Source organism: Armatimonadota bacterium, assembly GCA_013314775.1.
GTDB lineage: Bacteria > Armatimonadota > Zipacnadia > Zipacnadales > JABUFB01 > JABUFB01.
Genome location: JABUFB010000001.1, coordinates 369,177 through 391,120 on the forward strand (window position 1 = coordinate 369,177; position 21,944 = coordinate 391,120).

Here is a 21,944-nt window from a genome sequence, read left to right on the forward strand (position 1 = left end):
TACCATGGCCAAGATGCTAATCACGTTCTACTCCCGCTCCGGCCATACCCAGGCGATGGCGGGGCATATCGCGGAAGGTGCTCGCGAGGTCGAAAACGTCGAGGTCTTTGTACTGCCGGTGGCCGATGTGACGCCGGACGACCTGCTGGACTACGACGCAATCGTCATGGGTTCACCGGTGTACTACGGAACAATGGCGGCGGAGCTCAAGCAGCTCATCGATGATAGTGTCAAGCATCACCGCAAGCTGGACGGCAAAGTGGGCGGTGGGTTCGCTTCCGCCGGCGGCGTCGGTGGCGGCAATGAGACCACGGTGCTTGACATTGTGAAGGCGCTGATGATCCACGGGATGATCGTCAAAGGCGAGCCGATGGGGGATCACTACGGACCGGTCGCGATTGGCGCGCCCGATGATCGCTCCCAGCGTGAGTGCCGCAAGTACGGGAAGATGGTGGCCGAACTGGCGGTGCGGCTCTTCGGGTAACAATGCGTCGTGGGGCTGCTGTGACCTAAGGTTTGCCTGTGGCGTGCCGCTATAGAGGGTGTAGGCAGATTCTCGACGGCAGCCGGGGCCTGGTGCGCTATCCGCGACAGACATCGCAGCCCACGCTGGAGAACGCGAACATGCAAACGCCGAAACAGTGCTGCAGTTGTCTGAGGGTCCTTGTTGCAGGGGGGCGCGATGACCGGGGTGTGTGGCTGGAATGCTCACGGGCCCTGCCTGTCACTCACGGCTTGTGCCCTGTCTGCGCCCAGCGGTACCGGGAGAGCGCAGCCGCCCTGTCTCCGCCCGTCGCAGAGGTCGCGTAGCCGAGAGCAGAACCAAGTTGCGAGACCGGGGAGCCCTTTATCGAGGGCTCCCCGGTCTCTCTTCGGGCTAATGGCTGCCGGGCAGGGAACCACAGGCCCTGACAGGAACATTACCCCTTCTAGGAGCAAACGCCGCTTTTCTGCCGTTCGTGGAGGACCACTGTGGATGCGCCCAAGGACCTGAAGCTGCTCGACCTCGTGCCAGTGGAAACCCTGGACAAACTGCGCCGCCAGTTCCGGGCGGTGGTCGGCGTGCCCATGGTTTTCATCGACCGTGACGGCAATCCGCTGACCGAAGTCGAAGAGCCCCTGCGCTTCTGCGGGTCGCTTGTAACCGGTGACCACACCAATACTGTCTGCCTGCGTCGCAAGAAGTGGGATGAGCCCGAGCCGCAATTCGAAGAGCGCCTGCGGTCCCAGCACACAGGGCCGAAGCCTTTGGCCCATCGATGTCTCGGGGGATTCCAGGACACTGCTGTGCCGATCGTTGTCGAGGACCAGGTCGTCGGCTACTCAGTCTTCGCTCGCAGCCTGCCCGAGCCGCCGGACGTGGAGGCCTTCCGGGCGATGGCTGTGGCCGGCGGCATGGCGCCCGAAGTTGGGGAAGCGGTGGCGAAAAACGCAGTCGTTATGACCCCTGAGCGCATCCAGGATGTCGCGGGGTTCCTCCAGGTCATCACCGAGCTTGTGGCGCGTGCTGCGTATGACACCCTGCGCGCCCGGCAGATCCTGGAACTCGAAAAGCTGCGCGATGACCTGATACACATGATTGTCCACGACCTGCGCACCCCACTTACCAGCATCCTCGGCGGGCTGGAGACCGTGGTGGATACGGACTACGACCCCGAGCTTACCCGAGAGTTCGTGCCCATTGCCCACGCGTCGGCGGTCACGCTTCTGGAGATGGTCAACACGCTGCTGGACATCAACAAGATGGAAAGCGGCGAGATGAAGCTGAACCTCGAAAACGTGGACGTAGCCGCAATAGCAGCCACCGCACTCGAACAAGTTCGGGGGCTGGCCCTCGAACACCGACATCATCTGGAGTCCGCTATCGATCCTGCCTGCGGCACGGTGCGCGCTGACGGGGAACTGCTGCGCCGTGTGATGGTGAATCTGCTGGGCAATGCTATCAAATTCACGCCCGACGGCGGGGAGATAAGCCTCCGGGCAGCCTGTCACGACGGTGAAGTCAGGGTCTCGGTGGCTGATAATGGCCCCGGGATTCCGCCCGAATACCGGGAGCGCATCTTCCAGAAGTTCGGCCAGGTGGAGACGCGGAAGGCCGGGCGGAAGCACTCCACCGGCCTTGGTCTCACATTCTGCCGCATGGTTGCCGAAGCCCATGGCGGGCGCATCTGGGTGGACAGCGAGGTGGGGAAGGGCAGTACCTTCACTCTCGCCATCCCGCTTGTGCCCGCCGAGTAAGCCGCCACCGGTCCCCGCTCTCAGGGCCCGGCCATGATGCCTGTCTGCGGCGTCACGGTCTGGGCCAGCGGCTGGTCTATGGACGCACCCTCCCCTGCGAACCGGACGTGTCCTGCGAGGTCGCCGGTTGCGGCGAAGGTGACCTCCCAGGTCCCCTGGTCCGTGTGGACCCGGGCCCCTGCGGTCCCGTCAGTCTCAAGCAATTCCACTCCGTTCATGGATTCCAGCGTCTGATCGCCCACCTGGATCACGTGGAGGAACAGGTCGTCAGTCCTGGGTTCCCCGGGGGATACCTCCAGCCGCCACTGGCCCATCATCGCCAGGTGTTCGGGTTTGAGGCCTTTCGTATTGATCTCCCAGTTCCGACCTGCCGCCCAGAACTCCCTGCCCGGACCGCCCACGAGCTCGAGCCGCGCATCTTTCGGCAAGAGCGTACGGCAGAACATGCGGCCCTGCAGGTGGTCAGCGCGCAGCGTGGTTCCGTCGATGGTGGGCTCGTGAGCGGTGTGCAAGAGCCACTGTTTCGAGAAGCCCGGGTCGGTAGAGCGCACGCGGTCGAACACCACAAAGTGGTTCGGCATCAGGAACACGAACTGGCGTGTGACCAGTTCGGCCTTCTGCGCCAGGCCTCCGGGAGCGCCGTGGCGGTAGCTCTCGGTGGCATCTCCGGCGACGTAGACGAAGCGGTCATTGGTCTCAAAAGCCTTGACCACTGACTTGAGTGCGCTGTGCTGGCCACCGTGGTTCTGAGCCACCGCGGGCCCTTCGCCCCAGTAGGGAGCAGGCGGCTCGCCGGGCTGGTGGATGAGCACGCAGTTGTGGGCAACCGTCTGCGCATAGTAGTTCTTGAGATGCTGTCCGTTCTCGAACTCGTTGGCCCGGGTGCCGCTGTCCAGGGCGAGGAATCCTTTGTGGTAGATTACGAAGTTCAGGTTGTCGTAGTGCTTGTGCTGTCCCAGTAGGCCGCCACAGGTGAACAGGCAATAGGTGTCATCCGGCCCGTCTCCGGAGCGCATGAAGATCTGGCTCATGTTTTCGAAATGCCTGGCATGGGGCAGGTTGGACGGTTCGAATGGTTCCGGTGAATCGTCCATACCTGTGAGCAGGAAGGGGTAGATGAACCAAGTGGATGAGTGGGCCTTGCTGGGAAGTCTCTCCTGCAGATACCGGGCCAGCGCCGCGGCCTGCGGCTCGCGTTCACCGTACAGATGCCGGATGTTGGCCATGTGGCTGTACAGTTGCCACGTGGGCAGCGCATTCGTGGTGTGTGGCGTGTCGCCCCAACCGAACTCCAGCGGGCCGCCCGGCGCCTCGATCCAGTTCCAGATGACGTAGTTCGCAAGCCACGCGCTGTGGGGCCAGTCCGGCGCGATGTTCTCGCCCGTGGCGCTGAGCCAGGTGTAGAAGTAGTTCTGCTCGGCCCACGGGTATGCACCGAGGACGTAGCCCAGGGTGGGAGAGGCGCCTCCACCGTCGTCACCGCAGGCCTTCCGGCGGTGCTCCAATAGCCTCAAGTTTTCGTCATGCCCCCAGACCAGCCACTCTTGCACCAGGTCAGCCGCGATGCCCGTGCCCAGCGCTGTGCAGCCGATGAACCACAGGCAGTTATGCACCCCGTAGAACCCGGTGGTGTAGTTGCTGTAGTTTTCCCGGTAGATACGGGGCCGCACGTCCAGCACATTCTTGATGACCCGCACGAATCGGGTCATCCACTGGTTCCGCTCGTCCTCGGGCAGGTAATTGTAGAGCCAGTCCCAGGCGAGGACGGCATGGACGCGGCTCGTGGAGTACCAGTCCACCGCCTTGCGGTCTTCGAAACACTTCTCGTAATGCCGCAGGCTTACGTCCAGGCCCTTACGCGCAGCCTGCAGGTACTTGTCATCGCCGGTGACCAGGAACACGAAGGCCGAGCGGGCGCTGTCCACGCCGAAGTCCTTCAGCGCGGGCTCTTCAGCCTGCATAGCCTTCACAAGGCCATCGGCCCACGCCGTGGTCTTGGCGAACCAGTCTTTCTCCGGCCCCAGTGCCCGTGCTTTCACCTGCTCGAAAGTGTCGGCGTTGAAGAACAGGCGCGGGTGATCCGGCCGGATCTTCGCTACCCAGTCCGGCAGGTCTGCGGCTGTCGTCGCGCACATCAACCAGGTCACCACCAGCAGGCAGAGTGTGCATCGCATGTTGAATCCCTCTCAGCTCAGGTCCCGGGTGGCAGGCCCTCGGTCCAGGCGATCTGCGCGCGGTGGATCACGTCCCAGAGCGCTTTGGCCGGGGGTGTCACCGCGGCGTCAGTGAAGTCCATGCTGCGGTGCGGCACGAGATACAAGCAGGATTTCTGTGGCCGGCTGAAGGTGGCTTCCTTGCCCCACAGGTAGAGCACTTCGAGCCAATCGGATGCGTCGTAGAGCCGGCTCACGTCGTAACTCTGGGTGTCGCTGTCCACCCAGCGATAGTCGATCACCACGCCCATGCCGCCATCGCGTCGTGTCGCGTCATAGGAGAAATCGATCCAGCCCGCTCGGTCTGCGTTCGCCGGCTCAGGGGCGCCGCCGAGGTAACCGAACAACAGGTCCCGGTACTTGTCGCTGTCATGCAGATATCCCCGACGCACCGTGCCACCCACCCCGGGCTGCAGTGCAAAGCTGCCGCCATTCTGGAACAGGTCGCAGCGGTCACCAGCGCCCTTGAGGGTGATTTCGCCTTTGGGAACCCACGAGCGAGCGACGCGAATCGCCGGAGAGTACTCAAAGAAGACGTACTGGCTCTCACCCGACGCCTGGGGCGAATCATAGGGGATCGTCACGACCAGGCAGCCCGGCAACTGCTGTACTCGCGGCTCGCCGAATTCAGAATGGCCGGCGGCCGAAAGCGTCCACGGGCCGCGCAGGATGTTCTCGGCTCCCCCCGTCACGCCGATCTCGGTGATGCGGTCGGTCTTGAGGTCAAGTGCCACGCGGTAGAATCGGTTACTGACGCGCAGCAGGTCGCCCTCCTGCGAGTGTTCGGGAGCAATGGCGGGGGCCTCACCCGGCTCCAGCGCGGCGATGCTGTAACTTTGGGGGGATGCTTGCGGGAGCGGAAAGGCCGCGAGTCTCTCATCCATCCCGGGGCGCGCCGGGAGCACTGCCGCGGAACGGGTGTCAGCGTTGGCCGAGACAATGCGGTACGCCTCATCCGCGTTCACAGCCGCGAACCCGGGCAGTGGCACAGGCGCGGGATCTCCCGGCGCCACCGCCACCAGGGTCTTTCCCTGGCGTTCCCAGGCTGCGGGAGCGAGGTACCGTTCTGCGGTTCCGTCCAGCACGGTGTAGCCTTCACGGGGCACGATGCGCACCCGGACCGGCCCGGCGAGACCGCCGGCGGGGAACACGAAGCAGCGCGTCTCACCCACGGTCCATCTATCCGTGGTGAAGCGGGTCCATGAAGCCTGGTTCGAGCTGCCTTCCCGCGCCGCGACGATCTCCAGCGTCACGCCCTCCGCGTCCATGTTGCCCACATTGCGCACTTGCACCCGCGCCCAGCGCTCAGTGCCCACGGCGTCCGCAAGCGCAATTCGGACCTCACCGTCTTCCGGCGGGCGGCTATCAATGCGCACCGGTTCATCGGGGTTGAGGATCGTGAGCACCGGTTCGATGTAGAAGGCGCCGCACAGTTCATCGGCATACTCGGCTACTCCCCAGCGGGCGCTGTAGGCGGTGAAGAACCCGATGCCGGGCAAGTCAGGCCACGCGCGCTTGAGGTAACGGAACTGTCGCAGCACGTCTTCCCGCGTGGGGGAGTTGGTGACCCGCTTATTGTCGTCCCTGATCTCGTTGATGCCCAGGCCGGGGATGACCTGGTTCAGTACGCCGGCCTCGCGCGCGGTCTGCAGGTACGCGTCGAACTGTCCGAGATGGTTGCCCCGGTAGTTCAGGTAGATTTCGGGGACGAACAGGTCCACCAGGTCCTTGATATCTGCCCAGTAGGCGTGCGCGCCCATGTACCAGACAGCGGTGAACTGCCCGGGCTTGATGTCCTTCAGGCGCCTCCATGCCTCGATGAACTTGTCGGTCACCTCGCCCGGCCCACCCACCTCATCGATTGCTATCCAGTCGACCCGACCCCAGTTCTCAACAAACTGCTCAACCGTCATCTGCTTGCAGCAGACACCACATTTCCAGTGAGCCGGGATGGCTCCCCGGCGCAGCCACCAGTCCTGCTCCTCGTCCTTCACCGTAGTGGGGACGTTGCACCAGCGGAAGTCTCTGGGCGCGCCGAACCAGACGAAGTAGACATCCTTCGCAGTGACCGCAATCTCTCTCTCGAGGCGCATCTCGGGCTCGTGGCATTCGAACACCACCCGATACCACCCATTGCGTTCGAATGTCCAGTTGAAGTCGAAGTCCTGCGCTTCCCCAGGCCCAAGTTCGAGCGGGAGAGTGACAGTCTCAGCAGCGGAAAGTGGCTCGCCTGCACGGGCGACACGTATGGTGAGGGTGACATCGCCGGCGAAAGGCTCCTTGCCCTCATTGAGCACGGGGGCGCTGAACCGGATCGTTTCGCCCTGCCTGGGGATCATCTTGGACTGGCCGAGGTTCTCGCCGTCAATGGTCAGGCACACGGCGGCATGTGCGAGGAGACACAGACAGAGAGCCAGGGAGAGACGCATCGCATACCACCTCACCGGCAGATTCGCTGCAGCGCATCACGGGACCTGCATACGCGACTCCTGCGGACTGGAACACCCAGGCAGACTGATGTGTATATAAACATGTCACAGTGAAGGTGTGGCAACGCAGTCTCATGAATGATAAAACGGGCAGGGAGCTCTGCGCGGGTCCCGTCAGAGCTTACAGCGCTCGCACAAGTCATAGCCGAACTGCTCATCAATCCATGTCTCTACTCAGGAGGTCGAGACGTCGATGAAGCGCACTGGCTTTACCTTGATCGAGTTGCTCGTGGTCATTGCCATTATCGCCATCCTCGCCGCTATACTCTTCCCCGTCTTCGCCAGAGCGCGCGAGAAAGCGCGCCAGAGCTCGTGTCTAAGCAATCTGAAGCAGGTCGGCACCTCGATGCTCATGTACGTGCAAGATTATGACGAGTGTTATGGCCAGAGCTTGAGCGGAACCGCAGCGGGCACCTTCACCCCCTATCACATGCTGATGCCGTACATGAAGAACCAGCAGATTCTGCAGTGTCCCAGCAACAAGGATGAGATCACAGCAGCCGGCATCAATGCGGTGCTGGGCGCCCTGGGCGCGCCACCTCTGGCCCCTGGCTTCACAGGCACAAGCTACATCTTCAATACCGCGGTCTGGGAGGACGGGAACCTTACGGGGCTCGTGAAGCCCATTTCGGATGCTGAGATCCCCAGGCCGGCGGAGACCTTCGTCATTGGCGACGGTAATCTGGCCCAGACATTTCACACGCCGATCATGGGCACTCACAACGAGGTGGCCAACTGCGCCTTCGCAGATGGGCACGCGAAGGTGGTCAAGGCGATTGAAACCACGAGCACCTACGTGGACTGCGAGAACCAGACGAAGCGAGTGTGGCAGATCCAGGGTGGGCCGTACAACGGGCGTTTCGAACTGTGGGGTATCGTGCGCGACAATGGGACAGTAGGCGCGCTGCGCTAGACAATGCTAGACGCGACGAGGCCGGACCCGGGGACATTGCTGTCGCCGGGTCCGGCTGTGCCTGCCAGCCCCGCTTTTGAGCACATCTTCTTTGTGATATACTGGCCCCTATGCTTCACCAGAGACGCCTTCTGAAACGCGCTGATCCCGTGCTGCTGATCATCGTCGCCCTGCTCCTGGCCGTGGGTATGGTGATGATCTACAGTTGCACCCGAGCCAGTCTGGTTGCGGCGGGTCAGTCGCCTTTCCAGAAACTTCACCTGCAGCTTGCCTGGCTGGCATTGGGCCTGATCGCCATGGTGGGTGCCCTCACCCTGGACTATGAGAAGATCGGGTCGTTGTCGGGTGTCCTCATGGCGGTGGTCGTGGTCCTGCTCATACTGGTGCTGATCATCGGCGCCATTCAGGGCGAGGTGCGGGGAACCAGGCGCTGGATCGACATTGGGCCCATCCACATCCAGCCCTCCGAGCTCGCGAAAGTCGCTGTGATCATCATCCTCGCGGTCTACCTGGCGGCTCGGGAGGAGGAGGTGGACACGCTCTCACTGGTCTCCCGGTCGCTGGTCTACGCTTTCCTACCCACCAGTCTCATCCTTCTGCAGCCTGACCTGGGCACGCCCGTTGTCATTATGTTCATCTGGTTCGTCATGCTGCTTGTGGCGGGGGCGAGGATCACGCATCTGCTCGCGTATGTGCTGGTCGGAGTTCTGCTTTTCGGGGCCGCGTGGAACCTCGGGGTGATCCCCCAGCATCAGAAGAACCGTCTCCTGGCGTTCCGCTACCCCGACGCTGACCCGAGAGGCGCGGGCTGGCAATTGCGGCAATCGCTCATCGCCATCGGTTCCGGCGGCATGTGGGGCCAGGGACTGTTCCAGGGAAAGCAGACACAACTGGGTTTCATTCCGGACCAGGAGACCGACTTCATCTTCACCGCGATCGGCGAGGAGAAGGGGTTCTTCGGGTGCTCCGTGGTCCTGGGGCTCTTCGGCCTATTGTTGTGGCGAACGCTCCACATTTCTGCGAACGCCAAGGACCGCCTGGGGCAGCTCATGGCGGCGGGGATCGCCGCGCTGTTCTTCCTGCATGTCATGGTCAACGTGGGGATGACCTTAGGAATGATGCCCGTCAAGGGCATGCCCCTGCCTTTCGTTAGCTACGGCGGCAGCAATCTGATCACGAACATGATCTGCATCGGGCTGCTTGAGAATATCTACATGCGCCGCCACAAGATCGTCTTCTGAGGACACAGATCGCCCGCCGGCCGGGCACGGGACAGGGATGACATGGCACAGCAGCACGAACCGGATGCTCCCGGTATTGTTGAAGCGGGATGGCAGGGCATCACCGTCCGCATTCCGCAAGACTGGAATATCGGCGCGATTAGCGGTGATTCCACTGCCGGGTATGTGCGCTGGGATGACGACAATATGCCCCGTCTGGAGGTCAAGTGGGCTTCCGAGAAGGGCTTCGTGGATCTCAATGCTGTGATCGACAAGTATCTGCGGGATATTCAGAGGGGCCGCAAGAAACACGCGCCCGAGATCGAAATCACCCGCGACATCAAACTCACTGGTCGCGGGAAGCGGAAGAAGTCAGGCGCGAAGTGCTTCCATTGGAAGGCGGAACTGGAGGGCTACGGAGCCGCCTGGGTCTGCAAGGACTGCGGGCGTACGGTCATCGCTCAGCTCATGATGCCGCCAGGGCAGACGGGCGCGCAGGCGGAGGCCTTCGCAGGCGCAGTGCTCATGGGCATCGACGACCACACCAGCGGCGGCTGGACGCTCTGGTCGGCGTACGGACTAGACGTGCGTATTCCCGAGGATTTCGGCCTCAGTGGCCAGAAGCTTATGGCCGGACTCATCGAGCTTGAGTTCGCGAAGGAGACCGAACAGATCAAAGTGGCCCGGTGGGGCATGGCGAATGTGGCGCTCAAGCGAAAGAGCCTCAAGGACTGGGTCGGGTCGGAACTGGGGAGGGAGTTGCGCAAGCACGGGGCAACAGGGCACGAGGGCACGGTGAAGGGCCACGAGGGCCTGTTGGTCGAGGGCAGTAACGTTGGCGGGGTCCAGTTGCTCCAGCGCTTCATCGCACACTGCCGCGAGCAACTTTACGCCGACCGGTTGATCGCACGTGCTTGGCATTGCGCGCCGATGAACGACATCTACTACGTGCAGACCTTTGTGGATCGCAAGAACGTTTCGCTGGCCGATGAGATCGTCGCGCGGATTCAGTGCCACCCGGGGGTCGACGATGAGACTGCCCAACGCAATGGCGACTAAGCGCAGTGCCGCGACTGCTTCGGCCGTGGTGCTCGCGCTGGCGCTGGGGGTGTTCTCCGGCGCTGTCATAGCGGACACCCCCGCGGCCGATGGGCCGGAGGCCATGGTCCAGCGCGCCTGTGCGCTGATTGCCGAAGGCAAGCGCGACAATGCTGAGGAACAACTGCTCGCGGCGATTCGCGCCTATCCCGACCACATCCCCGCCTTCCTGACCCTTGGCGACCTGTATGAGAAAGCCGACCGTATCGAAGAAGCCGCGCAACTGTACGCACACGTCCTAGGCAAGCTTGCTCCCCGCAATGAAGCTGCGCAGCGAGCGATCAAGCGGGCGTTCTACCGCGGGCGTTTCCCGCGGGAGATCGCCCTTGACATGCTGCCGCTGGCTCCGGCGGCCTTCGCGGGGCATGTGGTGAAGCTCTCCGAGGAGTTCCATTTCGGCTCCCGACCTACGCGCACTTTCGCCTACACGACTTCGCTCATATTCCCCGCCGCCCTCGAAGGGAATCGTGCCGCGCCGTGGATCAGGCTCCCCAGTTCTATCGGGCCGGCCGAGAACATGCTGTTCAACCGTGTCGCTTACGGGTTCATCGCCGACGACCGAAACGAAGTGCTGCGCGCGCGCTGGCAGGCGGGTTGGCCGTCTTCCACAGTCTTGCCCTCCCGCGCGGATCACGAAACGCTGGCCCAGCGCCTCCTTCAACTCGCCCTGCGCGGCCACGTGTATCTGTTGGAGTACCTGGACTTCGACCGCAAGCCGGAAAAGACCGATTTGCTTGAACTCTACCTGACCGAGGCCGGACCGTCCGGCGCGGAACAGCTTGGCGATCGTATCTTCTTCTACGATGCCGAAAGCGTGCGGGCGCCCGAGGAGCTTGTACGCCAGCTATTCCACGAACTGGGGCATCTGATGCTCCCGCGGATCGGGCCCTTTCCGGGTGACGATGTCTGGGCCAGTGGCGACGTGGGTGAGCGCCTCCTGTTCCAGTGGTTGCTGGAGGAGGCCGGGACGGTCACCGGCGACCCGTGGCCAAGCGAGCGTTCCGCCGAGGCGCTGCACCGTCTCTGTGGCATTAGCGCGGAAGAGGCGAAGCGGTTCCTCATGCGCGAGTGCCGCGTCCCAGTGAACGCCTGGATGGCCACGCTCCCGGAAGAGTTCACCGGCGAGGATGGTGCCGCGCGTTTCGCCGGGTTCTGTCTGTGGCTGGAAGCGGCACATGGCCGCTCGACGCTCGCAGCCGTCCTTCATGGCGCTCAGGGGACGGAGCCGACCCAATTCGTCCAGGCCTACAAGGAGATCGTGGGGAAGGCGTTCGAAGACGGCGGCGCACTGCTGGTGGATGCTGGTGCTCTCAATCTCATGGCCAGCCGGCTCTTGCAGGCGCCGCGTGAGGCGGCTGTCCGGCGAGAACTGGTGGCGTTGGGCAAGGGCGGCGAAGCGGTGTTCCGCATCTATCTGCCCGATGGCGATTACGACCTGGAAGTGCTCCGCAATGGTTCGGAGCAGGCGCTCGTCAACGTGACGCTGGATGGGCAGTCGAAGTTGGTCGGAAACACGGACCAGCCGGCGTCATTGACGGGTGTCACCGCGGGGTGGCACGATGTGGTCATCTCTTGCGGCTCCGACGGTCCGCTGGAGATCCTGGGTCTGCGCATCCGAAGGGACAAACCCGCGGGCTGAATGGGCCCCGGTCATCCTGAACGCAACGCGCACGCGACTGAGGTCATCCACCCATGGGCCGCGAGCACCTGTTCGTGATCGCTGCCGTACTCCTCCTGGCTCGCGCAACGGCCTTCGTCGCCCCTTACCCCGAGGGGCACCGCACCCGCATCAATGGCTACACGGTCCTGTATCTTGCCGGGGATGGGAAAAAGATGGGTGCGCGGCGGAACTATGATTTTCGCCTGGGGGACCTGGGCCAAAGGCCCGAGCAGGGAATTGGCGGCGATGACCTGTTCGGGGAGTACGACTGGATGTCCCGAGACGAATTGCTGGTGAAGCTTGTCCGCCGGCATTACGGGCGCATCGACGAGAGCACTAATCTGCTGGGGGCCCAGGGTGTGCCGATTCGGTCCATCAACCTGCACAGTGCTTTGCTCTTCCCTGACCGCTTGGCATTCCGAGTGTCCGTGGGCGAGGTTCCCGCTGCGGACCAACCCTGCTGCCGGTACCGCATGACCGAGCGGGGCATCGTGAGCGACGAGTAGCAGCCTCAACCCGCGGCGGCATGATATGCTTCGACGGTGAGCCGCGCCGTGCGCTCCCACGTGTACATGCCTGCGCGCTCAAGCCCCCGTTTCGACAGGTCCTCGTGGAGCGCATCATCGGTCAGCAGTCTTGCGAGCGCTTCCGCGATTGCCTCGATCTCCCGCGGGTCCACAAGGAGTGCGGCATCTCCGGCCACTTCGGGCAGCGAGGAGACGTTTGAGCAGACCACGGGCGTGCCGCAGGCCATGGCTTCAAGCACCGGCAGCCCGCAGCCCTCGAAGAGCGACGGGAAGCACAGGACGCGCGCCGCCGAATAGATCGCGGGCAAAGTATTCTCATGGACGTGGCCGATGAGGTGGATACGGTGTCGCCCCGGCGAGGCTTCAAAGGCTCGCAACGCTTCCGGATCGCGCGCGACCGCCCCGACGATGGCAAGTTGGGGGCCATCCGGCGCGAGCAGGTCGAAAGCCTTCACCACCGCTGACAGGTTCTTGCGAGGGTGCCCGGAGCCCACGCAGCCCAGCACGTACCCGGGCTCGAGGCCGTACTCGCGGCGCACGAGGTCACCGGCATCGGGGACGTGGACGAACCGTCGGTCAACACCCAGCGGAGTCACGTGGACCTTGCTTTCCGGGATTCCGAAGGCCTGCACCACATCCGCTTTCGTCGCCTGGGATATTGCGATTACCGCCGCGGCGCGCCGAGCAGCCCGGGGGATAATGCTATCGTAGTATGACAGTTCCCGTGGGTCGTACAGTTCGGGGTAGCGAAGGGCCGCGAGGTCGTAGAAGGTCACTACCGCCGGGGCAGGTAGCCACAACGGAAGAAGGCTACCGGGGAAATGCGCGATGTCTACCCGGTCGAGCGCCATGAGTATGGGCATGCGCGCGCGCAACCAAAGGCGGGTGTGCCGCGAAATCCGAACTTTGTCGGCCAGATCCCAGATCCCGTCGGTATCCTCACCTGCGGGCTCGGAGGACGCAGCGTACAGGAAGCACTCGGGGCGCTCCTCAAGTCCCAGCAGGCCGCGCACAAGATTCAGAGCGTAGGTCTCGACCCCGCTTTTCTCGGCGGTCAGCAGGTAGCTTGCGTCAATGCCCACGCGCATGTCATACTCCCGGCGTTTCCCCCGGAGGAGTGATAGGTGTGCAGCCAATAACCGCAGTGATTCCCAATCGCGACGGTGCAGACCTTCTGCGCGCTACATTGCCCCCGCTGCTCGCTGAGCTCCCACCTCCGAACCATCAAGTCCTCGTGGTGGATGATGCGAGCAAGGATGACAGTGTTGCAATGTTGGCGCGGGACTTCCCCTCCGTGTGCGTGGTCGCCCTCAATGAGAACGTGGGCTTTGGCGCAGCGTGCAACCAGGGCTTCGCGGACGCCGTCCACGACGTGGTGCTGCTGCTCAACAGCGATATGGCGGTCACCCCGGGGTCGATTAGTCTGCTTCTGGAACATTTCCAGGACCCCTCCACGTTCGCTGCCGGGCCGATCTATTTGGGCGACACCGAGAAGCTGGAAAACCTTGGGGTGCGCGGGGGGCAGGTGCGGCCGCAGATCGGCGCACCGGCCGGAGGAGGCCTGTTCCGCCGCGACCTGTACCTGGACCTGGGCGGTTTCGACGCGCTCTACCACCCGTTCTACTGGGAGGACCTGGACCTGGGTTGGAACGCCTGGCGCGCAGGCCTTCGGATCGTGTACGACACCCGCTGCCACTTCCTGCACATGGAGAGCCGGACCATCAAGCGCCTGTACTCAGCTGCCTACGTCAGGCGCATTCGTGCCCGGAACCGCGTGCTGTTCGGCTGGAAGAACTTCGACACACCCGAACTCCTGCGCGCGCACACGGGCGCGGTCGCCCGGCACATTCTTGGCGACCTGCTGCGGCGTCGCGACCCTGCGAGCCTGCTTGGATACCTCGATGCCCGGACCATGCGCGCGGCGGCGCTCGCATCCCGGCCCAAGGATCCGCCGAAACGGACCAGCGCCGAGATACTGGCGGCATCGCAGACTGACCTGGCCCGGCTGCTGAGAATCTGAGCCGTGCATGTTATGGCTTGCGTGCCGCGAACAGCAGTGCGCAGGCGTCCTCCACCCGGCACTGCAGCCCGTCACGTGCCGCGGGTGTGAGGCGACGCATCCAGTAGGCACGAAGGGCCGCCCCCACACCGAATCGGCTCAGACCCGGACCAGCGAGACGGTACAGCGCGCCACGTCCGCGGATCGGGCGCACGGTCCAGTCATACGCGGCGAACCATATCCTGGCCGCGTTGGGCGGCATGAAACCCAGCACCTCGGTGCACTCAAGCCCTGCCTGTCCGAGCTTCGCCTGCCACGTCGCGGCATCCCAGACGTTCACATGCTCGACACGGGCGTTGAACTGGGCGACAAAGGCCTCCCCATCCGGCCCGTGGGTCTCGGCCGCCATTTCGCACAAGAGCGGGGCGGGGACTGAGAAAATGAACCGGCCGTCGGGCCTCAGCACCCGGGCGACGTTTTCCAGGACTGCCTCTACTCGTGGGATGTGCTCCAGAACGCAAACACTCACCACTGTCTCGAAGGTCTCCGGCTCGAAAGGCAGGGCTCGCGCATCGGCGACCGAAACTAGGTCGTAGATGCCAACGGGCACCGCGAGTGCCGCGAATTCCTCGCTAATGTCGATGCCCGCGACCATGCCGCTCCCGTGCAGAAGTCGGCCGCTATCGCTGAGCAAGTTCATCACGTGGCCGCTACCGCAACCCAAATCAAGCAGGGGACGCACGAGGGGTTGCCGGCGTATTATGGCAAGCTCCCAGCTCCTCATAAGGGCCTCGGCGGGGTATTGTGGCCCTCTTGCCAGCAGTTGCGAGAGGAGTTGGGCAGCCGCGGTGTTCATATCGCCGGCGGGAGGCGCCATCTGCGGGTCCCCGTGAGCTTGCCTAAGTAGATTCTGCGACCGTCATGGTACGAGGGCCGTGACTAGACCCTGACCCCCTTCACCTGAGCATACCACGAACCGCGCAACCTCTCCAGAAGTTTTGGGCAGAGCCGGCGGTCTTGCAGGATGCGTGCCTGCCTCGTGTGTGGCCGGCGTCCGGTGCCTGCGGTCAGGTGAGGTCGAGGTACCGGAAGAACTGAGGTCCTCCTTCCAGCGCCATCCACCTTGCCCTGGGCCCGAGTTTTGTGGACAATTGCCCCGTCGGCTTGACGTTGGCATGCCTGCTGTCCCCCGGAGGCCCGCAATGCGCTTGTTTCTGGCCGTGTCCGCTGTGTGTCTCGCAAGCAGCGCATTTGCGCTCCAGGCCCACATTTTGCTGGGCAGGCAGCCATCGTCGGGCGCGAAGAATGCGGCAGACGAGGTGCGGCACTATCTGCAACGCATAACCGGGCAGAGAGTGCCCGTGGTCAGGGAGCCTGAGGCCGGCGAAGGCCTGTGCGTGATCATCGGCGACAGTGAGCGCGCGCAATCCCTGGGGTTCGACAGCGCCGCCCTTGCGCCCGAGCAGATCCGCGTCAAGACCGGGGATGGCTGGGTTGTCATCATGGGGGGAGACGCGGGCCCCGGTGGCCGGAACCTCAATGGCACCTACTGGGCGGCCCTCGAGTTCCTGGAACGCATCGGGGTACGCTGGCTTTGGCCCGGGCCACTGGGCGAAGTGCTGCCACCCGGCCCGGAACTCAGCATTCCTCAGATCGACGTCGACTTCACGCCGCGGATCATTCAGCGCAACATTCGCAACCTGTATTACAGCGACCGCGTGCAGGCCGGCCTGGATAAGCTCGGCTTCACCCGCGAGCAGTTCGAGGCAGTGCACCGGGACGGAGAGGCCTGGTTCCGTCGACAGCGGATCGGTACCCAGGGCAAGTTCAACTACGGCCATGCTTTCGGCCACTGGTGGGACGAGTTCCACGAAGAGCATCCCGACTGGTTTGCATTGCAGCCCAACAGCACCCGCGATCAGGGCAATATCGGGGACCGCGCGCGACTGTGCGTCTCGAATCCGGAAGTCATTGCTCAGGCCGCGAAAGAAGCCATCGCGAAGCTGGAAGCGGACCCCACGCTCTTCTGCGCCTCTATCTCGCCCAATGACGGCGGCAGGGCCACCTTCTGCCTATGCGAAAACTGCCGGGCGCTGGACCCGCCGGAAGCTCCCCTCGTGAAAGTCTGGCATCCCAGTGACCCCAATTTCATGGTGCCGTCGCTGACCGATCGCTACGTGCATTTCTACTCGGAAGTGGCGAAGATCGTCGCGGAGCGTTTCCCCGACCGGTATCTCGGCGCTTACGCCTACAGCGCCTACCGCATGCCCCCGTTGCGAGAAAGGCTGCATCCCAACGTTTTCATAGGCTTCGTGGGGCTGACCTACACGCGGGAAGCCGATCGCCAGGCGCAGCGCGCCGATTGGGATGCCTGGACGCGATCGGCGAGCCGGTTCTTCCTGCGGCCCAACCTGCTCATGGACGGCATGGGATTCCCCGCTTTGTACTGTCACCGGCTGGTGGATGACCTGAAGCATTGTTTCGACACCGGCATGCGCGTGACGGATTTCGACTGCTGCTATCAGCACTGGGCGCTGAAGGGGCTGAACTACTACGTCCTGGCGCGGTTTCTGTGGGACCCGGAGATCGACGTGGACCGGGTCATCGAGGACTACTGCAGGGCGGGCTGGGGGCCTGCCTGGGAGCCGGTGCGGGAGTACTTCGGGCAACTCGAGAGGATCATCGACAATCTCGCTCTGGAGAACCGCTATGACGGGCGCAAGGGGGATATGACCATCCTGCCCTCGTGCTATCCCGACAGTGTCCTGTCCGAGCTCCAGGGGCATCTCGACCGGGCTCGGAGCCTTGCGGCCGGGGATGAGACCATCCTGCAGCGCATCGATTTTCTGCAGACCGGCCTGGATTTCACCCGCTTGAACCGAGATCGCCGCATGGCCCTGGGTCTGCTGCGCGCGGGGAAGGGGGACCAGCAGACTTACGAGAAGGCCCACGCGGCCCTGGAAGCATATTACCAGAAGATGGGGATCACCTGGGCGGTGAACTCGCCCTGGATGAAGTTCTACGGATTCTGATGGCGGGAGGCTCCACTCCCGCGAAGAGGCGCCCATGAAGGCAATCGTTCTTCTCGCCGGACATGCCACGCGTATGAAGCCGCTCAGCGACTACCTGAATAAAGGGATGATCCCTGTTGCGGGACGGCCGCTGGTGGAGCATGTGGTGCGGCGGCTGGTGCACTGCGGCTTCACCGACCTGATATTCGCGGTCACCCGTTTCCCCGAGCAGCTTGAAGCCTATTTCGGGGATGGGTCGCGATTCGGCGCACACCTGGAGTATGCTATGCGGCCGGAGCCATCGGGCACGGCGGGAGAAGTCCATGCCTTGCGGGGGTACATTCCCGAGGGCGAGAGTTTTCTGGTCCATTATGGGGATATCCTTCACAATATGGATCTGTCGGCCATGGCCCGGCAGCATCAGGCCACCGGTGCTGTGGCCACGGTGGGGCTGGTATCCAACGTCACCGTCCACGTGGGCGCGGCTGAGATGGACGCGGACGGGCGCCTGACGGACTTCGTGGAAAAGCCCCGGTTCGGCAAGCCCTGCCACGCAGCGGTGAACGTGCTGGGGCCGGGCATCTGGGAGCACCTTGCACCCGGAATGGACTTCGGGTACGATGTGTTTCCAGCGCTTATCCGTTCGGGAGCCAACATCCGGGGCTTCCTGGACAAAGAGGCCTGGTGGATGGATGTGGGCCGTCTGTCCGATCTGGATGGCGCCAATGAATGGATGAGCACGCACAGTCTGTGAACCGGCCTCCCCGCGAGGGTGGCCAGACAGAGCGTCCCTGCCTCATGCGCAGAGTGTCTGCAAAAGCCGGCCTCGCCTGTGCCCTGCTCACGCTGGGGGCAATCTCCTGCTGCCACGCCGATATGGTGCAGCAGATCCTTTCGTACGTGCCCGCGCAGGACTACTCCTACGCCCAGGTGGCCGCGGAACTTTCGTCGCTCGACTCTGCATCGGACCGCGTCTCCGTGGTCAGGCTCGGCCGCAGCCACGGTGGCCGAGATATCCTCTGCGCCGCCGTCCATGACCCCCAGACCGTCTTCGGCCAGACCCGCTGTCTGTTTATCATCGGACGCCAGCACGGCAATGAGTCGTCGGGTACCAGCGCCTGCATGGCTATGATCCGGTATTTCGCGAAAGCCGCCGGCGTCGTGGAGCGCGAGACCCTCAGGCGGCTGACGCTGGTCTTTGTCCCTATGGCCAACCCGGACGGGGCCGATGCGGGTCGTCGCTCCAACGCGAAAGGCGTCGACCTGAACCGAGACTGGCAGAGCAGGTCACAGCCCGAGACCCTCGCGATCGACCGGGCGGTGAAGATCTGGCGTCCGGATGCCCTCATGGACCTGCACGAACTCCCTGCGAGTTCGCCGAAACCCTCCTACGGCGAGAACTTCGTGGAGACCATCGGGCGCGGTATGGGCATCCAATCCCTGTGCAGCACTGTCTCTGCAGGGGCGTCGTACGACATCGCCCGCTGGCTGCGAGCTTACGGGTACCGCTTCAATATCTACTACGACGGCCCGGGGAAAGATCGGCGGCTGTGTCACCGGCGCTTCGGTCTGGACCTGGGTATCCCGAGTTTCCTCATGGAGGCGAAAACCGGCGCGGGGCGCGACATCCGGTACCGGTCCGGGTTCCATGTCGTGGGTGCGTTGACCGTAGCCAACTACCTGATCAATGGCACCGGTCTGCCCGGAGCGCCTCAGGTGGCTGCAGCAGAAGGTCCGGCGGACAATCTAGCGGCGGAGTTGCGGCCCAGCGCCGGCAAGACTTCGCGCGTGGAACTTCGTGTAGTACAGGCGATGGAAGCCTTTGAGGGTGAGACTGAAGCGGTGGAGGCTGTGGTTTCGGGCTCCCAACCCGTGCGCTATGTGAAGTTCTACCTGGATGGACGCCTGTGGCTGGTGACGAACAACGAACCGTATCAGTGCCCCATGGACCCCGCAGAGGTGGGTGAGGGAGTGCACCAGGTAGATGTCACGGTGATCGGCGAAACGGGTGAAGTGTTGGCTTCCGCGGGTGGAAGCATCAACCTCGGGCCGGTTCAGGCGGCGGGAAGGTAGCCTGAGTTCACGCCTCTCCTCGCGCGACCTGGGGCGACGCCGGCGAAAAACCGCTTGCAACCGCGGTGGCCAATCATTATAATATCAAGATCTTCTTATAAGATGACCCGCGCGAAAACGCGAATGGAGGGCTCCAAATGGCGACTGTACACGAAGTGACAGATTCGAATTTCGAGGCCATGGTGCTGAAAGCGGATACTCCGGTCTTGGTAGATTTCTGGGCTCCGTGGTGTGGTCCTTGTCGGATGGTTGCCCCGGTGGTCGAGAAAATCGCCGCGAAGTTCGAGGGCAAGTGCAAAGTCACCAAGCTCAACGTGGATGAAGCGTCCGCAACCGCCACCAAGTTCGGTATCCGCAGTATTCCGACTTTGATGCTGTTCAAGAATGGCCAGATGGTGGAGCAGATGGTGGGCCTGCAGTCCGAGAGCGCCCTTTCCGACATGATCACCAAGGCCATATCGGGGTAGTCGGCGAAGGTCTTGCCAGCCCGGCAGGGTTCACGGCAGCGCGATACAGTCCCTTGACTGCGCGCTGCCGTTCGCGTTTGGGGTCGCCGGTATGCGCTTGATTTGGGGACAGTGAACCGGGCCGGTAATCTGTGCGTCGAATGGGTAATTGTGATCGACGTCGGGAACCTTGGGCCCGAGCAATCCGTTATCAGGCTTGAGCAATTGCGACTCAACTTCCCTTCGCCGAACATATCAATTACATGCCGCAGGAGGTTGCGAGAGACCCATGACAGTCAGCACAGTGAACAGGCATTCGCACATCACGATCATCCTCCTGAGCGTCCTCGTGGGAGCGGTGCTCACGGGCCTCGTTCTGTATTACCCCCGTGCTCACAGCCCGGTTGGCGCCCAGGAAGTCACACAAGTTCCTGACTCTGTACAGGATCTTGAGGACGCGTTCGTCGCAGTGGCCGACGCAACACTGCCCGCCGTTGTCAGTATCAATGTGGAAACCAGCGGACCGACCGGCAACGTGGACGAGTTCGAGGAGTTCTTCAAGGACAACCCGTTCTTCGAGCCCTTCTTCAGGGACCGCGAGGAGGGCAGAGAAGGGGGGAAGACCCCTAAGCGTCCACGTCGGCAGCCCCGGGGCATGAGCATGGGCAGCGGCTGGATCTACAGCGAAGACGGTTATATTGTGACCAATTCTCATGTAGTCCGGGACGCCGTGAAGATCACGGTCAAACTGCATGACAAGGACAACGAAGACAAGGAGTACCCGGCCGAGCTGGTGGGGAATGACCCGAAGACCGAGTTGGCGGTGATCAAGGTCGACGCCGGTCGCAAGCTCCCAACGGTGAAGCTTGGGAAATCTGCCGACCTCAAGGTGGGTCAGTGGGTCATGGCGGTCGGTGCCCCCTTCAGTCTCGAGCAGACAGCCACAGTGGGGATTGTCAGCGCCAAGGGCCGCTTCCTGCCCGGCCAGGATCCCCGCTACATGCGCATCGGTGACATCATCCAGACCGACGCGGCCATCAACCCCGGCAATAGCGGCGGGCCGCTGGTCAACATGCGGGGCGAGGTAATCGGCATCAATGTGGCCATCGTCTCCAACGGCTTCGCGGCGCCCGGCAATGTGGGCATCGGCTTCGCAATTCCGGCCGACACCGCTGCCCGGGTCATCCCGGCGCTGATCAAGGACAAGAAGGTCGCGCGCGGCTGGCTGGGTATCAGCATCTCCGAGCTTGATGAGAACGCCCAGGATTTCTTTGGTGTGCCGGACGGCGGCGTACTGGTTGAGGACGTGAACCCGGGCGGACCCGCTGCGAAGAGCGACCTCAAGATCCGGGACGTCATTGTTGCCGTCAATGGCCAGAGAGTTCGGAGCACCTGGGAGCTTCAGAAGACCATCTCCGACACGCCACCGGGCGAGAAGGTGGTCCTGGATGTGATCCGGGAGAAGCGGCCCGCGCAGGTGGAAGTCGTGCTGGGAGAGATGCCGGCCAAGTACACGGGTCTCGAGACATCGGGCGAGACCCCGGCGGAGGTTACCCCCGAGGTGTCCGCCCTGGGAATCGTCGTCGAGCCTCTGACCAACGAGGCCATTGAGGCGCTCCAGTGCCCGGCGAAGTCCGGGGTGGTGGTGGCTGACGTTGACCCCGAGGGTCCCGCGCTTGGCCGCCTGGAGAAGGGCGACATCATCACGGCGATCAACAACACGAAAGTCGACAATCCCGAAGAGTACCGGAAGGCGCTGGAGGAGGCCAAGGGGAGCGGGAAGAAATACGTCATGGTCTTCATCGAGCGTCGGGTGGATGACGAATGGACCCGCAGGTCTGTTAGCGTCGAACCCGAATGGTAGTATCTCGGACCCCTCTCCTGGGTATGAGGGCCCGGCCTGGCGATGATGGCCGGGCCCTTCCTTGTTCGTATGCCGGGCATGTTCATGATCTCGGAGGTGGAAGTCCTCTACGGTATCGGAGACCGTAACCGTTAAGCGAAGGCAAGGGCGTCGCCGCGAGGCGGGGTCTGAAAGAAGCCTTAGCCACAGCCAC

17 protein-coding genes are annotated in these 21,944 nt (G+C 63.2%); 13 read left to right on the forward strand and 4 right to left on the reverse strand.

Translation table 11 applies throughout. The features are described from left to right. The first annotated feature begins 4 nt into the window (after positions 1-4). Positions 5-484, forward strand: coding sequence for an NAD(P)H-dependent oxidoreductase (locus tag HPY44_01365; GenBank protein NSW54636.1), 480 nt, complete (start codon positions 5-7; stop codon positions 482-484). A gap of 488 nt (positions 485-972) precedes the next feature. Continuing rightward, the gene (locus tag HPY44_01370) at positions 973-2,238 is read left to right on the forward strand and encodes a PocR ligand-binding domain-containing protein (protein NSW54637.1); all 1,266 of its coding nucleotides are present in this window, start codon (positions 973-975) and stop codon (positions 2,236-2,238) included. A gap of 20 nt (positions 2,239-2,258) precedes the next feature. Here the strand turns inward: HPY44_01370 and HPY44_01375 are convergent, their stop codons facing one another. Further along, positions 2,259-4,412, reverse strand: coding sequence for a heparinase II/III family protein (locus HPY44_01375; protein NSW54638.1), 2,154 nt, complete (start codon positions 4,410-4,412; stop codon positions 2,259-2,261). Positions 4,413-4,429: 17 nt separating this feature from the next. Continuing rightward, a complete protein-coding gene (locus HPY44_01380; GenBank protein NSW54639.1) occupies positions 4,430-6,880 on the reverse strand; it encodes a hypothetical protein in 2,451 nt (816 codons plus the stop codon). A gap of 253 nt (positions 6,881-7,133) precedes the next feature. On the opposite strand from HPY44_01380, the gene HPY44_01385 reads away from it, so the two are divergent. From HPY44_01385 to HPY44_01405, 5 genes are all read left to right on the forward strand, one after another. Beyond that, entirely contained in the window at positions 7,134-7,853 is a 720-nt protein-coding gene (locus tag HPY44_01385) for a prepilin-type N-terminal cleavage/methylation domain-containing protein (protein ID NSW54640.1), read from the forward strand. 110 nt (positions 7,854-7,963) lie between these two features. Next, entirely contained in the window at positions 7,964-9,094 is a 1,131-nt protein-coding gene (rodA, locus tag HPY44_01390; GenBank protein ID NSW54641.1) for a rod shape-determining protein RodA, read from the forward strand. Between the two features lie 42 nt (positions 9,095-9,136). After that, on the forward strand, positions 9,137-10,132 hold the full coding sequence (locus tag HPY44_01395) for a hypothetical protein (GenBank protein ID NSW54642.1): 996 nt from the start codon (positions 9,137-9,139) through the stop codon (positions 10,130-10,132). Further along, the gene (locus tag HPY44_01400; protein NSW54643.1) at positions 10,104-11,810 is read left to right on the forward strand and encodes a hypothetical protein; all 1,707 of its coding nucleotides are present in this window, start codon (positions 10,104-10,106) and stop codon (positions 11,808-11,810) included. Before HPY44_01395 ends, HPY44_01400 begins: the two co-directional genes overlap by 29 nt. Positions 11,811-11,863: 53 nt before the next feature. Beyond that, positions 11,864-12,337: a hypothetical protein gene (locus HPY44_01405; GenBank protein NSW54644.1), complete on the forward strand. Its 474-nt coding sequence runs from the start codon at positions 11,864-11,866 to the stop codon at positions 12,335-12,337. Positions 12,338-12,342: 5 nt separating this feature from the next. Here HPY44_01405 and HPY44_01410 read toward each other — a convergent pair whose 3' ends face one another. Further along, positions 12,343-13,446 (reverse strand): glycosyltransferase family 4 protein, encoded by a 1,104-nt coding sequence (locus HPY44_01410; protein NSW54645.1) that lies wholly within the window; start codon positions 13,444-13,446, stop codon positions 12,343-12,345. Positions 13,447-13,484: 38 nt separating this feature from the next. On the opposite strand from HPY44_01410, the gene HPY44_01415 reads away from it, so the two are divergent. Next, on the forward strand, positions 13,485-14,378 hold the full coding sequence (locus tag HPY44_01415) for a glycosyltransferase (protein NSW54646.1): 894 nt from the start codon (positions 13,485-13,487) through the stop codon (positions 14,376-14,378). Positions 14,379-14,388: 10 nt separating this feature from the next. Here HPY44_01415 and HPY44_01420 read toward each other — a convergent pair whose 3' ends face one another. Next, positions 14,389-15,057 carry a class I SAM-dependent methyltransferase gene (locus HPY44_01420; GenBank protein NSW54647.1) on the reverse strand — a complete coding sequence of 223 codons (669 nt, stop codon included), beginning with the start codon at positions 15,055-15,057 and terminating at the stop codon, positions 14,389-14,391. Positions 15,058-15,559: 502 nt separating this feature from the next. Between HPY44_01420 and HPY44_01425 the strand changes: the two genes are divergently transcribed. The 5 genes from HPY44_01425 (at position 15,560) to HPY44_01445 (ending at position 21,751) form a co-directional block, all read left to right on the forward strand. Continuing rightward, the gene (locus HPY44_01425) at positions 15,560-17,389 is read left to right on the forward strand and encodes a DUF4838 domain-containing protein (protein NSW54648.1); all 1,830 of its coding nucleotides are present in this window, start codon (positions 15,560-15,562) and stop codon (positions 17,387-17,389) included. Positions 17,390-17,423: 34 nt separating this feature from the next. Then, positions 17,424-18,122, forward strand: a complete 699-nt coding sequence (locus tag HPY44_01430) for a nucleotidyltransferase family protein (protein ID NSW54649.1) — start codon at positions 17,424-17,426, stop codon at positions 18,120-18,122. Continuing rightward, the gene (locus tag HPY44_01435; GenBank protein NSW54650.1) at positions 18,098-19,441 is read left to right on the forward strand and encodes a DUF2817 domain-containing protein; all 1,344 of its coding nucleotides are present in this window, start codon (positions 18,098-18,100) and stop codon (positions 19,439-19,441) included. Before HPY44_01430 ends, HPY44_01435 begins: the two co-directional genes overlap by 25 nt. A gap of 137 nt (positions 19,442-19,578) precedes the next feature. Beyond that, the gene (gene trxA, locus HPY44_01440) at positions 19,579-19,908 is read left to right on the forward strand and encodes a thioredoxin (protein ID NSW54651.1); all 330 of its coding nucleotides are present in this window, start codon (positions 19,579-19,581) and stop codon (positions 19,906-19,908) included. 268 nt (positions 19,909-20,176) lie between these two features. Further along, the gene (locus HPY44_01445) at positions 20,177-21,751 is read left to right on the forward strand and encodes a Do family serine endopeptidase (protein NSW54652.1); all 1,575 of its coding nucleotides are present in this window, start codon (positions 20,177-20,179) and stop codon (positions 21,749-21,751) included. Positions 21,752-21,944: the final 193 nt, after the last annotated feature.

Excerpts from the sequence above, each read along its gene's own strand:
- HPY44_01380 (NSW54639.1), bottom strand. The coding sequence starts at position 6,880 with ATGCGTCTCTCCCTGGCTCTCTGTCTGTGTCTCCTCGCACATGCCGCC.
- HPY44_01365 (NSW54636.1), top strand. The coding sequence starts at position 5 with ATGGCCAAGATGCTAATCACGTTCTACTCCCGCTCCGGCCATACCCAG.
- HPY44_01420 (NSW54647.1), bottom strand. The coding sequence starts at position 15,057 with ATGAACTTGCTCAGCGATAGCGGCCGACTTCTGCACGGGAGCGGCATG.
- HPY44_01385 (NSW54640.1), top strand. The coding sequence starts at position 7,134 with ATGAAGCGCACTGGCTTTACCTTGATCGAGTTGCTCGTGGTCATTGCC.
- HPY44_01425 (NSW54648.1), top strand. The coding sequence starts at position 15,560 with ATGCGCTTGTTTCTGGCCGTGTCCGCTGTGTGTCTCGCAAGCAGCGCA.
- HPY44_01395 (NSW54642.1), top strand. The coding sequence starts at position 9,137 with ATGGCACAGCAGCACGAACCGGATGCTCCCGGTATTGTTGAAGCGGGA.
- HPY44_01430 (NSW54649.1), top strand. The coding sequence starts at position 17,424 with ATGAAGGCAATCGTTCTTCTCGCCGGACATGCCACGCGTATGAAGCCG.
- HPY44_01400 (NSW54643.1), top strand. The coding sequence starts at position 10,104 with ATGAGACTGCCCAACGCAATGGCGACTAAGCGCAGTGCCGCGACTGCT.
- HPY44_01375 (NSW54638.1), bottom strand. The coding sequence starts at position 4,412 with ATGCGATGCACACTCTGCCTGCTGGTGGTGACCTGGTTGATGTGCGCG.
- HPY44_01410 (NSW54645.1), bottom strand. The coding sequence starts at position 13,446 with ATGCGCGTGGGCATTGACGCAAGCTACCTGCTGACCGCCGAGAAAAGC.
- HPY44_01445 (NSW54652.1), top strand. The coding sequence starts at position 20,177 with ATGACAGTCAGCACAGTGAACAGGCATTCGCACATCACGATCATCCTC.
- trxA (NSW54651.1), top strand. The coding sequence starts at position 19,579 with ATGGCGACTGTACACGAAGTGACAGATTCGAATTTCGAGGCCATGGTG.
- rodA (NSW54641.1), top strand. The coding sequence starts at position 7,964 with ATGCTTCACCAGAGACGCCTTCTGAAACGCGCTGATCCCGTGCTGCTG.
- HPY44_01435 (NSW54650.1), top strand. The coding sequence starts at position 18,098 with ATGGATGAGCACGCACAGTCTGTGAACCGGCCTCCCCGCGAGGGTGGC.
- HPY44_01405 (NSW54644.1), top strand. The coding sequence starts at position 11,864 with ATGGGCCGCGAGCACCTGTTCGTGATCGCTGCCGTACTCCTCCTGGCT.